Annotated in this window: 7 protein-coding genes; 6 read left to right on the top strand and 1 reads right to left on the bottom strand. The window is 47.5% G+C overall.

Annotated features, from left to right (window positions below):
* Positions 1–134: 134 nt before the first annotated feature.
* On the bottom strand, positions 135–1,100 hold the full coding sequence (locus B5G04_RS13650) for a FimB/Mfa2 family fimbrial subunit (RefSeq protein WP_087248007.1): 966 nt from the start codon (positions 1,098–1,100) through the stop codon (positions 135–137).
* Between the two features lie 244 nt (positions 1,101–1,344).
* On the opposite strand from B5G04_RS13650, the gene B5G04_RS13655 reads away from it, so the two are divergent.
* The 6 genes from B5G04_RS13655 to B5G04_RS13680 all read left to right on the top strand — a co-directional run bounded on the left by B5G04_RS13655 (position 1,345) and on the right by B5G04_RS13680 (position 14,798).
* Positions 1,345–2,223 carry an Rpn family recombination-promoting nuclease/putative transposase gene (locus B5G04_RS13655; RefSeq protein WP_087397693.1) on the top strand — a complete coding sequence of 293 codons (879 nt, stop codon included), beginning with the start codon at positions 1,345–1,347 and terminating at the stop codon, positions 2,221–2,223.
* 247 nt (positions 2,224–2,470) lie between these two features.
* A complete protein-coding gene (locus B5G04_RS13660) occupies positions 2,471–3,424 on the top strand; it encodes an IS30 family transposase (protein ID WP_087395476.1) in 954 nt (317 codons plus the stop codon).
* A 127-nt stretch (positions 3,425–3,551) separates the two neighbouring features.
* Positions 3,552–4,484 (top strand): transposase family protein, encoded by a 933-nt coding sequence (locus tag B5G04_RS13665; protein WP_087395870.1) that lies wholly within the window; start codon positions 3,552–3,554, stop codon positions 4,482–4,484.
* Positions 4,485–5,102: 618 nt separating this feature from the next.
* Positions 5,103–9,113 carry a two-component regulator propeller domain-containing protein gene (locus B5G04_RS13670; RefSeq protein ID WP_087397695.1) on the top strand — a complete coding sequence of 1,337 codons (4,011 nt, stop codon included), beginning with the start codon at positions 5,103–5,105 and terminating at the stop codon, positions 9,111–9,113.
* A 147-nt stretch (positions 9,114–9,260) separates the two neighbouring features.
* A complete protein-coding gene (locus B5G04_RS13675) occupies positions 9,261–12,143 on the top strand; it encodes a TIM-barrel domain-containing protein (RefSeq protein ID WP_087397758.1) in 2,883 nt (960 codons plus the stop codon).
* Positions 12,144–12,290: 147 nt separating this feature from the next.
* On the top strand, positions 12,291–14,798 hold the full coding sequence (locus tag B5G04_RS13680; protein WP_143270470.1) for a glycoside hydrolase family 2 TIM barrel-domain containing protein: 2,508 nt from the start codon (positions 12,291–12,293) through the stop codon (positions 14,796–14,798).
* The last annotated feature ends 10 nt before the right edge of the window (positions 14,799–14,808 follow it).

Raw genomic sequence — 14,808 nt, forward strand, 5'->3', positions numbered from 1 at the left:
CGTACGGTTTCCATATCGAGAACGTACGGTTTCCAATTCAAAACCGTACGGTTTTGATATCGAGAACATAAAAGTATGCCTTCTGAAAAAACGATATGACTTACATGCAAAACCAAATGTTTCTTAATACCGTATTATTCCAGAATAGGGACATTGATTTCTTCGTTTGACTCGTTCCATTCGTCAACGGTGAAGCTGCCCGAATCTTCTTCTTCCAAGATATTGCCGATGCTGATAGCAAGTGTCAACTTGTTATTGGCTTCCAGTGGGGCATTCAGTGTTTGTTTGAATGTCTTGACCTTTCCGTTGGTCAATGTGATGAAGACTTGGAGTTCGGGTGTGCCGAAAGAAGGGAATAGCATCACGGTGCCGTTGCTCATTTCTGTATTGTCATCGGAGCGGACCAGCGGGAAAGCTACTGTGCAGGATTTGCCTTCGGGTTGGGCTGAATAGAAGTTTAACTTTTCAGCAATACGTGTTACGCGTACTTCTACGTTTGTGATACTATTGCTTAGTGCATTTCCGTTGTTCCCTTTTAAGGTTACTTTCAATCCGCTCACTACCCGGTGCAGGTCTGCGTCCAGGTCTTCTGTTCCGACATTTACCGGGCGGCGGGCATGTACGAGGTCGAAAGTAGGATAATAGGTCGTGTCATTGGAAATGGCAAGCAAGCTGAAGTCTTGTTGGGTAAAGTCTTCACCGATGCTGTAGTTGGGTTCCCGTACATTCGGATAAGCGTAAATGGGTTCGGTATACTGGGGTGTGCCCCAATAAATCATGTCGTATGTACCGGCAGGCAGGCTCACTTCCTGGTTGTTTGCATTGGGATAAACAGAACCGTCTTTGATGAAATAATATCCATGGAAAGGTGTCAGTTTCTGGTTTACATAATTTCCATAATAAATGGATGTGCTTTCGTTGCAGGGGGCTACGCTCAGTACTCCTGTAAAAGGTTTGTTCCCGTCACGGGTGAATATGCCCATGTACATGGCAGGACTGATCAGGTCGGATGTCGGGTTTTCGGGAGCTACCGGAGTGTCATCGTTGTGGCAGCTTGTCACGAATAGGGCAAGTACTGTCAAGAATGCTAATTTTTTCATTACTTATTGGTTTTTAATTGGTTCTATAGATATAACACGCCGGTTGTCCCTTTTGTTCTTACAGCAGGAAGAAAATGTCCGAAAGCCTGTGTCTTTTGCTGTTGCCTTCATGTCTGTGGACTATGATACGCTCCTGCAAAAAACGCTTTGACGATATTCACAGTCCATTTCTGGTTGGCTATAATCTATTGCATTTTATAAAATATATCATTACCTTTGTGGCAAACCCTAATTAACTACGTACATGAGATATTTGGATCCTAAAGCCGACCTGACTTTCAAGAAAGTTTTCGGCGAACACCCCGACTTGGTCATCAGCCTGCTCAATGCCTTGCTGCCTTTTGATGAGCCCGAAGAGGAGATTGCGGAAATCGAATACCTGACACCGGAACTGGTGCCGGAAACGCCGCTGAAAAAGAACAGCATCGTAGACGTGCGCTGCAAAGACAAAATGGGCAGGCAGTTTCTGGTAGAGATGCAGATGCTTTGGTCTCCTGCATTCATGCAGCGCGTGTTGTTCAACGCTTCGAAGGCATACGTGCGCCAGCTTGGAGGCAGAGAGAGCAAATACGAACTGCTCCAGCCCGTGTATTCGCTTAACTTGGTGAATGACATCTTCCTGCCGGATGTGCCGGAGGCTTACCACGACTATAAAATCGTGCAGGTGGAACATACTGACAAGGTGATTGAAGGGCTGCGCTTCATCTTCGTAGAGCTTCCCAAATTCAAACCACAAGATTTCAAAGGCAAGAAAATGGCGGTACTTTGGTTGCGGTATCTGACGGAAATAGACGAGCATACGCGGCAAGCCCCCAAAGAGTTATTAGAGAATCCGGAAATCAATAAGGCAGTGACGCAAATCGAAGAGTCCGCTTTCAACGATGCCCAATTGTGGTGGTACGATGACTTTTGGGATGCCGTGCGTGTGGAAAATACCTTGATAAGTGATGCTTTGCGGGAAGGCAGGCAAAAGGGCATGGAAGAAGGCAGGCAAGAAGGCATACAGGAAGGCATCCGACAAAACAACATCCAAAATGCCCGTGGCATGAAAGCAGAAGGTATCCCGACGGGAACCATCGCTAAAATCACCGGACTTTCGCCGGATGAAATTGAGAAATTGTAATCAATCTAAACTTACGCGGCAATACCTGCCACACATAAATAAAGCAGCTAATCCGCAAGGGCTGGCTGCTTTATTTTGCCCACCGTCAAGTTAGAAGTGCAACTCCGCCACCGCCTTCCTCCGTCCTTGGAGCGTAGCGGAAAGGGCGGAGGAAGGCGGTGGAAGCCCGGAATCAGGGTCATCCGGCAATACAAAATAAAAAAGGGAGACCTCTGTCTCCCACGGATTAATTACTTTTGTATTGTCTATGAAGTATAAGCACTTAACCCGTGAGCAAAGGTACGCAATTTACCTGGGACGACAAAAGGGTGAGACTCTGGAAATGATTGCTCGTTCCATAGGAGTCCACAAATCGACGGTAAGCCGTGAGATAAAGCGTAACTCCACGCCGAGCGGCAAGTATGTATGGAACAAGGCGCATGACATGGCAGAATCCCGCCGGTGTCATACGCCCGGCAACAGGGGGCTGGATGATGTGCTGCAATGGCGCATCATTGAGTTCATAAAAAACGAGCAGTGGTCTCCCCGGCAGATATCCGGACGTTTGAAGCTGGAGGGTATAAACGTCTCCCATGAAGCCATTTACGCCCTCATCCGCAAGGACGAAAGCGGGGAACTGGCTTCCCATTGCCGGCATAAGATGAAATACAAGCGCAAGGCCTCACACCGTCATGAGACTAAGGCCACGAACATCCGTAACCGTGTGAGCATACACGAGCGTCCGGCGGAAGCCGACGGCAAACGTTTCGGGGACTGGGAGATGGACCTCATCGTGGACAAGGACAGCAACGCCATCCTCACGCTGACGGAAAGGAGCACGAACTTCCTGTTGATGGAAAGGCTCAAGCACGGGAAGAAAGCGAAGCCTGTGGCAAGAACCGTGTGGAGGTTGCTGCTGCCATACAAGGGAGAGGCCTTGAAGTCCATCACCACGGACAACGGCAGTGAGTTCGCCGAGCATGAATGGATAACCAAGAAGCTCAACGTGCCCGTGTATTTTGCCGATTCCTATTGCGCATGGCAGAAAGGAGCCATAGAAAACGGCAACAAGCTGATACGGCAATATATCCCGAAAGGAACCGACATCAGTACGGTTACAGAAGGAAAAATAACCAAGATCAGGAAGAAAATTAATGCCAGACCGAGAGAAAAACTCAATTTCTTGACTCCGGCTGAGGTCTTTTTCAAAAATATTTCGTAATGTTGCACTCGCTGGTTGACTCTGCCGCTGCTTTATTTTGATGTAAGAAGACTATTTCTTTTGATAGATATTAGAGTTTATGTAATTTAGATTTGTTATATATCGCGCATACGCGTACCTTTGCAACATGAATTACCACGACCATAAAGACAACAGCAAAAGTTTCCGTGCCTTGACGGGAGTTAGCCATGAACAGTTTTGTGCGCTTCTCCCTTATTTCGAGGCTGCGCATGAGGACTATTTGTCCGAGTATGAAATGACCGGGGAACGCCGTAGCGGAAAACGCCGCAGTCCTTCCATCTACAAGAACAGCCCCCTTCCCAGCATATCCGACCGCCTGTTCTTCATTTTGGTTTATTTGAAAAACAACCCGTTGCAGGAATATCATGCGGCCTGTTTCGGAATGAACCAGAAGCACTGCAACATATTCATCCATTGCCTGACTAAAATCCTTCGTCTGTCCCTTAAAGCGAAAGGTCTTGTCCCCGCAGAAACCGACAAGGAGCTTGCCGAACGGCTGGCGGAACTTTCCAAAGAGGGAGACAAGCCGGTACTTCTTCATGACGGGACGGAACGGGAGATTCCCCGTCCGGCAGACCGGGACATGCAAAAGGAGCGTTACAGCGGCAAGAAAAAACGGCACACGGTCAAGAACGCCGTCATTGTAACGATGGCTTGTCTGGTCATATTTGTCAGTCAGACCGTTTCGGGCAAGACCCACGACAAGAAGATGGCTGACACAATGTATTCTTTTCCTGTGCCTTGCACCTTGTATCAAGATACGGGATACCAAGGCTATGAGCCTGAGGGGGTGGAAATCATACAACCGGTCAAGAAGCCCAAAGGGAAAGAGCTTTCCAGGCAGGACAAGGAATACAACAAGAAAGTTTCCGCCATCAGGGTGCGTATAGAACATGTCATAGGAAGCGCGAAAGTCATGCGCATCGTCAAAGACGAGTGCAGGCTCAGGGCAAACAACTTTGTAGAAAACATCTTTTCCACATGTATGGCACTGCATAATCTCAGAATTAAAATCAACCCTTGGAACTATCATAACTAATTTACATAAACTCTATTCATCACACATGCCGCATAAAATTCTCGCCCCAGAAATGATATGCTAACTTCTCTAGTATATTGTTTACCGACGCCAAAATTTCCGGTAGCAGGTAAATCTTCTATTTCCATATTAAACTTATGTTCTGGCCAATATTCTGAAAAATCAATACGCCGTCCATCTATAACCAAAAATTGATCATAACATCTGATGAACACTCTTACTCTATACAACGGTTGGTACTGATTATTGTAACACTAAAATATTATTTAGATTTTCTACTTCTACTGTTGAAGTCAAGATTTTAAAACCTTCAAAATTTCCACCTTCTGTTGCTCCTTCTATGGAAATAAGCACTACTACCATCAGCAATATGTATCTTCTACTTCTTCAACAGGAGAATTTTTCTGCGAGGTCTGTGCTCCATAATTGGTAAATAGCAGATGTGCGTGTAGCCCAATAATAATCCGTAAATTGGCTGGTTGTAAGTGCATGTCAGCTGTATATGTTTTAAATGAAAGAGCCGTGGCTTCTTATTTAGAAAAAAACGGGTGCGCTTGCTTTTTTCTCGTTTTTTTGTTTCTTTTGTAATCGAAAACAAACAAAGCCTTTCATCTTATTATGCTGAAAAAACAGATTCTTATTGCATTGTTTATTATACTGGCATGTGCCGGAAGTCGTGCACACCGCTATATGTTCAAGCATTTGGAAGTAGCCGACGGGCTTTCCAGCAATACGGTTTATTCTATTTATCAGGATCGGGACGGATTTATGTGGTTCGGTACGCGGAACGGGTTGAACCGTTATGATGGGTATACTTTCCGCGTGTTCCGGCATTTGAATAATGACCCGTATTCGTTGCCCGATAATGTGGTAGCGAATATTTGTGAGAGTCCCGAAGGCATGTTTTGGGTAAAGACTGAGCGTGGATATGCTTTGTTTGAGAAAGATAAGGGGGTTTTTGTCAATGATTTGAGTGGTTTCATGAAACAATTGGGCAGCAACGCTAAAAATCCAATGTCTGTCTATGTGGACAAGAAAGGATATACGTGGTTGTATGTTGCCGGAGAGGGGTGTTACCGGTATAAGCAGGGAGAAAAGCCGAAAGTCTTTGTATTGCGGGAAAACGGCTTGCCTGTATCGGGAATCACTGCGGTGGGAGAGTGCCGTGACGGCATTTTGTTGTTGTATGATACAGGGCTGCTGGTCTGCATCGGGCGTGACGAACTGGACCTGAAATGGAAAAGAGATGATATACCGGCTCAACTTCCGAAGGGGAAATACGTTCAGTTTTCGCTTTTTACGGATGCTGATGACTGTGTGTGGATATACAGCGTGTTGGGGCTGTGGGTATATGATGTGCCAACCGGACGCTGGCGTGATGATTTGGCCGCTCCCTGGAAACATCAGACAGACTTTGTACATGCGATGGCGCAGGATAAGACCGGACGCATTTGGCTGGCAAAGGAATATAAAGGCATTGACGTGTTCGACAAAAAGACAGGTGAGGTCGTAAATCTGACAAATCATGAAGACGACGAACGTAGCTTGTGCCACAATACGGTGTATCAGCTTTATGTCGACCGTAACGGTTTGGTATGGGCAGGTACTTACAAGAAAGGCATTTCGTATTACGGGGAAAGTATCTTCAAGTTTAACTTCCAGTCTTTGGGGGATATTACGTGTATCGAGCAGGAAGATGCGCAACGGCTGTGGCTGGGTACTAACGATGACGGGTTGCTTTTGTGGAATATCCAGACAAGGAAGTTTGAGGAATATGGTTCCCGTCGGATGGGTTCGAATCCGATAGTTACATTGCTGAAGACCCGTGACGGGAAATTATGGGCTGGCACTTTCAACGGTGGGTTGTATTGTCTGGATAAAGGAAATATTATCCGGTACACGATGGTAGATGGCTTGTCGAGCAACAATGTTTGGGATTTGGTGGAAGACCGGGAAGGTAATCTGTGGATTGGTTACTTGGATGCAGGATTGCAATGTTTTCATCCGCAGACAGGAGAAATGGAGACTTATACAACTGCCAATTCGGATTTGCCCGATAACCTGATTAATTCGCTTTGCCTTTTACCCGATAATACCTTGGTGATTGGTACGGTAGGAGTCGCATTTATGAACTTGCAGGACCGGAAAATTCGCAAGATGCCATCGGCAGCTGGAGACAGAAACGATTTTGGGGTCAATCAGGTATTTGGAGACAGCAGGGGACTGGTATGGATTGCTACTCTCGAAGGATTGAAGATGTATGACCCGAAATCGCAGGTATTGAAAGAGTTTTCCGATATTACAAGGGAAGAAGGGGAGATGATTTCGGGGATTGCTGAAGACCACAGACATAATCTGTGGATTTCGTCAACCCGGAGGATGGTTCATATCAACGTGTTGCAGCAGGGCGAGGAAGGCTATTCGTTTGAACCGCATGTGTATGGTAATGCAGACGGGCTTCAGAATTGCGATTTCAACTTGCGTTCCATCAAGACTCTGAAAAACGGAACGATTGTGGCGGGAGGACTGTATGGCTTGAATATTTTTAATCCAAGTGAAATCAGTTACAATAAGCAGTTGCTCAATGTCTTGTTCTCCGGCCTGTCCTTGTTTGACAAGGAGGTGGAGGTAGGCAAAACGTATGACGGCAATCTGATATTGCCCGAAGACTTGAACAAGGTCCGTAAGGTGGAATTGGATTACAGGCAGAATATTTTTTCCATTGAACTGGCTACGGATAATTTCATCTTGCCGGAAAAGACCTTTTTCCGGTATAAGCTGGAAGGAATCAGTAAGGACTGGTTATCGCTTCCACCAGGTATCCACAGGCTTGTATTCACCAATCTGAATCATGGCGTTTATACACTAAAGGTGAAGGCGGTCAATAGCGATGGCTATGAAAGCAAGGAGATGGCACAACTGAAATTGATTGTGCGTCCTCCCTTTTGGTTGTCGTGGTGGGCTTACCTGCTTTATATAATTATAGGTGTAAGTGCCTTGTTGTTTGCCCGGCGTTTGACTTTGAAGCGTGAACGTGAAAAGTTCCGCATGCAGCAGATAGAGCAAGAAGCAGCCCGGAAGGAGGAAATCAATCAGATGAAGTTCCGTTTCTTTACCAACATCAGCCACGAATTGCGTACGCCATTGACTTTGATTATTGCCCCGCTGGAAGAGTTGTTGAAGAAAACGGCAGAGGATGAATCGCAGCGTAATGTGTTGCAGCTGATGTATCGCAATGCGCAGCGTCTGCTGATGTTGGTCAACCAGTTGCTGGACTTCCGGAAGGGAGAGATGAGCGGGCATCACTTGTCGTTGTCGGAAGGGGATATTGTGGGATATATCCGTGAGGTCTGCAATTCGTTTTTGTCAATGGCAGACAAGAAGCATATCCGGTTTTCTTTCTTTTCGGGGGTGGATGCGTTTTCGATGGCTTTCGATGCCGACAAGATAGGGAAGGTGGTGATGAACCTGCTTTCCAATGCCTTTAAGTTTACTCCTGAGGGCGGACGTGTCACCGTGATGCTGGAGTATGTGGAAGGCGATTCGAATGTATTCGAGATAAAGGTTTCAGATACAGGCATCGGCATCCCCGACGGTGAAAAGGAACATATCTTCGAGCGTTTTTACCAGACAGAGCATAAGGGACAGGATGAAATGACGGGAAGCGGCATCGGCTTGAGTCTGGTGCGGGATTTTGTCAGGCTGCATGACGGTACGGTGGAAGTCTTTGACAACATCGGTACGGGAGCAGTATTTGTGGTGTGCTTGCCGGTAAGGCATGTCGACGTAAAGGCAGAATTGCCTAAACCGGTATGTGTGCCTATGGATGAAGGGCAGGAGACGGTAATGGCGTCAACCGACCGGAAGGATTTCCCGCTTTTGCTTGTCGTGGATGACAACGAGGATTTCCGTTTGTTTATGCGGCATAGTCTGGAATTGCAATACCGGGTAGAGGTTGCCTCGAACGGGCAAGAGGCTTTGTCTAAGATACAGGAGTTACAGCCTGATTTGGTCATCAGCGATGTGATGATGCCCGGTATGGATGGAAACGAACTGTGCAGGCTGATAAAAGGAGACAAGCGTACGGCACACATCCCGGTTATCCTGCTGACGGCGCGTCAGGCGGTGGAATCGAAAGTGAAAGGACTGGAGACGGGAGCGGACGACTATGTGACCAAACCTTTCAACATGACTGTATTGGTGTTGCGCATCCGGAAACTGATAGAATTGAGCCGTTATCATCGGTCTGCACAAACATCGACCATAGACCCGGCTCCGAGCGAAATACTCATTACGTCCTTGGATGAAAAGCTGATAGAGAAGGCTGTGAAATATGTGGAAGAAAACATTTCGAGAAGCGATTTGTCGGTAGAGGAATTGAGCCGTGAACTGGGGATGAGCCGTGTGCACCTTTATAAGAAGTTGTTGCAGATTACCGGTAAGACTCCCATTGAGTTTATCCGGGTTATCCGGTTGAAAAGAGCAGCCCAGTTGTTGCGTGAAAGCCAGCTGCACGTGTCGGAAATTGCCTATGAAGTAGGTTTTAACAACCCTAAATATTTCAGCCGTTACTTTAAAGAAGAATTTGGCGTTTTGCCTTCTGCTTATCAGGAAAAAGAGGGTAAATAACAAATGATACCCCATACGGAAACAAATGAAGCCCGAATGGATGATATACGTTCCTTGTATAAAACATTTGAAATCATTTGTTGAGAGAACAATGATTATCTTTGTAATCAAAGAATTTTATTGTTTAACTTTAAACATGGGTATATGGTGAAAATGAAAAACATTTCTTATTGCCTGCTCGCCGGATTATTGCTTGGTGCATGTTCCGGAAACGTTTATGAAGAGACGGGCAATGGTGTAATCGTAAAAGTACAGCAAAAGGGTGACACAGATGTGCGTCTGGTCCGTTTTCAGGTGATGGGTGAAAAACTTATCCACGTGTCGGCAACGCCTGAAAAGAAATTTGCCGACCGGCAAAGTCTGGTTGTTGTTCCTCAAACGGAGCAGACTCCCTTTACGGTAGCGCAACAAGGCGATACCATTACGGTATCTACCGATGAGGTGCGTGCTTCGGTGCTGGCGTCTACGGGTGAAGTATGGTTTACCGATGAAGACGGTAACCTGATTCTGCAAGAGAACAAAGGAGGAGGGAAGACCTTTACCCCGATTGAAGTGGAAGGAACCAAAGGATATACCATTCGGCAGGTGTTCGAGTCGCCCGATGATGAGGCGTTCTATGGTTTGGGACAACATCAGGCGGACGAGTTCAACTACAAAGGTAAGAATGAGGAGTTGTTCCAATATAATACGAAGGTGTCTGTGCCTTTTATCGTATCGAACAAGAATTACGGTGTGCTGCTTGACAGTTATTCGCTCTGCCGTTTCGGTAATCCCAATGATTATTCACAATTGGGGGGAGTGTTCAAACTTTATGACAAGGATGGAAAAGAAGGTGCCATTACCGGTACATACGTGCCTGCCGAAGGTTCAGGTGCGGAGACCTTGGTGCGCCGTGAGGATTCGCTCTATTTCGAGCATTTGGTAAGAGGCGATTTGGGACATGTGGTGAACTTGCCTAAAGATTTTCCTTTTTATGGTTCGAAGGTGACGTATGAAGGTTCTATCGAACCGTCGGAAAGCGGAGAATTCAAGTTCATCTTGTACTATGCCGGTTATACAAAGGTGTATATCAATAATGAATTGGTAGTGCCTGAACGTTGGCGTACGGCGTGGAACCCGAACAGCTATAAGTTCTCGGTCAATCTGGAAGCCGGCAAGCGTGTGCCGCTCAAAGTGGAATGGATTCCCGATGGAGCCGTATCTTATTCCGGGCTTCGTGTATACAGTCCGGTAGATCCGAAAGAACAGGGCAAGCAATCGTGGTGGAGCGAAATGACGCAGCAACTGGATTATTATTTTATCGCGGGTGACGATATGGACGAGGTCATCAGCGGCTACCGTACGCTGACGGGCAAGTCGCCGATTATGCCGAAATGGGCGATGGGGTATTGGCAAAGCCGTGAGAAATACAATACGCAAGCCGAAATGCTGGGTGCCTTGAAAGGGTTCCGCGACCGTCGGATTCCTATTGACAACATCGTGCTTGACTGGAACCACTGGCCCGAAAACGCTTGGGGAAGCCACGAGTTCGACAAGGCACGTTTCCCCAATCCGAAAGCGATGGTAGATTCTATTCACGCCATGCACGGACGGATGATGATTTCCGTATGGCCGAAATTCTATACGACAACCGAACATTTCAAGGAATTTGATGAGAAGGGCTGGATGTACCAGCAATCGGTAAAGGACAGCCTGAAGGACTGGGTAGGTCCGGGTTATACGTACGGATTCTATGATGCCTATAGTGCCGATGCACGCAAGTTGTTCTGGAACCAGATGTACGAGCATTATTATCCGTTGGGCATTGATGCCTGGTGGATGGATGCCAGCGAGCCGAACGTGCGCGATTGTACCGACCTGCAATACCGCAAGGACTTGTGCGGTCCTACGGCATTAGGTCCCTCGGCTGAATACTTCAATGCTTACGCTTTGATGAATGCCGATGCTATCTATAACGGCCAGCGTGGAGTAGACAACAATAAACGTGTATTCTTGCTGACCCGTTCGGGCTTTGCCGGATTGCAGCGTTATTCTACCGCTACGTGGAGCGGTGACATCGCTACCCGTTGGGAAGACATGAAGGCACAGATATCAGCCGGACTGAACTTTGCCATGAGCGGCATTCCATATTGGACGATGGACATTGGTGGATTCTGTGTAGAAAACCGTTACGTGGCAGGTCAGAAGCAATGGAACGAGACAAAGACCGAGAATGCCGACTATAAGGAATGGCGTGAGCTGAATACGCGTTGGTTCCAGTTCGGCGCGTTCTGTCCGCTGTACCGTGCCCATGGTCAGTATCCGTTGCGCGAGCCGTGGGAAATTGCTCCAGAAGGGCATCCGGCTTATAATTCCATTGTTTATTATACGAAGTTGCGCTACAACCTGATGCCGTATATCTATTCTCTGGCAGGCATGACCTGGTTTAAGGATTATACGATTATGCGTCCGCTGGTGATGGATTTCACATCTGATACGAATGTAAATAACATCGGTGACCAGTTTATGTTCGGTCCTTCCTTTATGGTATCTCCGGTATATGAATACGGTGCCCGTTCGCGTGAGGTTTATTTCCCGAAAGCGGAAGGTTGGTATGATTTCTATACCGGCAAGTTCCAGCAGGGTGGTGTGAAGGCAGATGTGAAAGCTCCTTACGAGCGTGTACCGCTTTACGTACGTGCCGGTTCTATCGTTCCGTTCGGTGAGGATATGCAATATACCGATGAAAAACCGGCAGATCGCATTGTACTTTATGTATATCAAGGTGCCGATGGAGAGTTTACGCTGTACGAAGACGAAGGTGTGAACTACAACTACGAGCAGGGCAAGTATGCCATGATTCCGATGGAATACGATGAGGAAGAACAGACTTTGACCATCGGCAAGCGTGAGGGTTCATTCCCCGGTATGCTGGAGAAACGTACCTTTACCGTGGTAAAGGTGAATCCCGATAAGGCACAGCCTTTCGACTTGAATGCTAAAGGTGTAACGGTGGACTATACGGGCGAAGAAGTTTCGGTGAAATTATAAATGTGATGATTGTGTGAAACGCAGATTAGCGCGGATTTCCTCAGATTAATTATAGTCAATCTTTCGCAAAACAATTTTGTTCTACTATAATAATGATATCTGCGTTAATCTGCGGGAATTTGCGTTTCAATAATTAATTAAGATAAAATGGTGAAGAAATTAGCTTCTCTTTTATGCGGAGTATGTTGCCTGCTTTTAGCTTCGTGTGCGGCATCTCCGGAAAAAGTCCGTGAGAAGATAGACTTCAACGACGGCTGGCGTTTCCTGTTAGGAGACGAACCGCAAGCGGAAGAAGTCGGTTTTTCAGATGCGGACTGGCGTGCGCTCGACTTGCCTCATGATTGGGCGATAGAGGGCGACTTCAGTCAGGATAATCCGTCCGGTACAGGCGGAGGGGCTTTGCCCGGAGGCATCGGGTGGTACCGTAAGACCTTTGTCCCCGATAAAGCCGATGCGGATAAGAAGTTCCGTATCGTGTTCGACGGGGTCTATATGAATTCGGAAGTATTTCTCAACGGCGTATCTTTGGGGCATCGTCCGTATGGATACATTACTTTCAGTTACGACCTTACTCCGTATCTCAAGTGGGGAGAGAAGAATGTGCTTGCCGTGCGTGTGGACAATTCCGAACAGCCTAATTCACGCTGGTATTCGGGATGCGGCATTTACCGGAATGTATGGCTGGTGAAGACCGGTGCGGTGCATGTGGCTGAATGGGGAACGTATGCTACGGTGAGTGAGGTGAGTGATGCGCAGGCGAATTTGGATATTCAGACCCGTGTAGCAAATGAATCAGCTATGCCTGCTCAGGTGAAGGTGCATTCTTCTTTGCTGGATGTGGAAGGGCTTATCGTTGCAAGTGGAGAAACGGACTGTTTCGTAGAAGCCGGGAAGGAAACCGAGGTCTCGCAACAGCTAAAGGTCGGGAATCCCGAACGGTGGGATATTGATACACCTTATTTATATACCTTATTGACCGAAGTGGTACAAGAAGGGAAACAGGTCGACCGTTATGAAACGCCTGTAGGTATCCGTTCGTTTTCTTTTGATGCCGAAAAGGGATTTATCCTTAACGGAAGACCGATGAAGATAAACGGGGTATGCATGCATCACGATTTGGGATGCTTGGGAGCGGCGGTCAATGTGCGTGCCATGGAACGCCAGCTGGAAATCCTGAAAGAGATGGGATGCAACGGCATCCGGTGTTCGCACAATCCTCCTGCGCCCGAATTGCTCGACTTGTGCGACCGGATGGGGTTCATCGTCATGGATGAGGCGTTCGACATGTGGCGCAAGAAGAAGACCTCGCACGACTATGCCCACTATTTTGATGAGTGGTATGAACGGGATTTGCGCGATTTCATCTTGCGCGACCGCAACCATCCCTCCATATTTATTTGGAGCATCGGCAACGAAGTGTTGGAGCAGTGGAGCGATGCCAAAGCCGATACGTTAAGTTTGGAAGAAGCGAACCTGATTCTGAACTTCGGGCATTCGGCGGATATGTTGGCAAAAGAAGGGGAGATGAGTGTCAATTCATTGCTGGCAAAGAGGCTGGCTGAGTTTGTAAAGGCACTCGACCCGACACGTCCCATTACGACCGGATGCAATGAACCGAATCCGGCAAACCATTTGTTCAAGTCGGGAGCTATGGACATTATCGGGTACAATTATCATAACGCGAATATTCCCGATGTGCCTAAGAATTTCCCTAACAAGCCTTTTATAATTACCGAAAGCAATTCGGCTCTTGCCACACGTGGGTATTACCGGATGCCGAGCGATAAGGTTACCGTTTGTCCCGACCGTTGGGACAAGCCGTATTACGACCCGACTTTCGCTTGCTCGGCATACGACAATTGCCATGTGCCTTGGGGAAACACGCATGAGGAAACCATAAAGCTGATTCGTGACAATGCTTTCATCAGCGGGCAATATGTGTGGACGGGATTCGACTATATCGGCGAGCCTACTCCTTACGGATGGCCTGCACGCAGCTCGTATTTTGGCATCGTCGACCTTGCCGGATTTCCGAAGGATGCCTATTACCTCTATCAGGCGGAGTGGTCGGACAAGTCTGTGCTCCATCTTTTCCCGCACTGGAACTGGACGCCGGGACAGGATATTGATATGTGGTGCTATTACAACAATGCCGACGAGGTGGAACTTTTTGTCAACGGCAAGTCGCAAGGCGTGAAGGCGAAAACTCCTGATTGCCTGCATGCGGCATGGCGTGTCAAGTTCGAGCCGGGAAGCGTGAAGGTGGTGGCACGTAAAGAAGGCAAGATAGTAGGCGAGAAAGAAATCCGTACAGCCGGAACCCCTGCCCAAATCCGCCTGACTCCCGATCGTTCCAACTTGTATGCCGATGGGCGTGACTTGAGTTTCGTAACGGTAGAGATTTTGGATAAGGATGGCAATCTGTGTCCGAACGCCGACAATTTGGTCCGTTTTCAGGTAGAAGGCAATGCCTTTATAGCCGGAGTGGATAACGGAAGCCCCATTTCGATGGAGCGGTTCAAGGACAATAAGCGCAAGGCTTTTTACGGCAAGTGCCTCGTGGTGTTGCAAAACACGGGAGATGCCGGAGGTGCCCGCTTGAAGGCGGTTTCCGATGGCTTGCGTGATGCAGAAGTATCGATAACAGCAGAATAAAATTATAAAA

The sequence above is a fragment of the Bacteroides sp. An51A genome (genome assembly GCF_002161565.1).
GTDB lineage: Bacteria > Bacteroidota > Bacteroidia > Bacteroidales > Bacteroidaceae > Phocaeicola > Phocaeicola intestinalis.

Excerpts from the sequence above, each read along its gene's own strand:
- B5G04_RS13665 (WP_087395870.1), top strand. The coding sequence starts at position 3,552 with ATGAATTACCACGACCATAAAGACAACAGCAAAAGTTTCCGTGCCTTG.
- B5G04_RS13655 (WP_087397693.1), top strand. The coding sequence starts at position 1,345 with ATGAGATATTTGGATCCTAAAGCCGACCTGACTTTCAAGAAAGTTTTC.
- B5G04_RS13680 (WP_143270470.1), top strand. The coding sequence starts at position 12,291 with ATGGTGAAGAAATTAGCTTCTCTTTTATGCGGAGTATGTTGCCTGCTT.
- B5G04_RS13650 (WP_087248007.1), bottom strand. The coding sequence starts at position 1,100 with ATGAAAAAATTAGCATTCTTGACAGTACTTGCCCTATTCGTGACAAGC.
- B5G04_RS13660 (WP_087395476.1), top strand. The coding sequence starts at position 2,471 with ATGAAGTATAAGCACTTAACCCGTGAGCAAAGGTACGCAATTTACCTG.
- B5G04_RS13670 (WP_087397695.1), top strand. The coding sequence starts at position 5,103 with ATGCTGAAAAAACAGATTCTTATTGCATTGTTTATTATACTGGCATGT.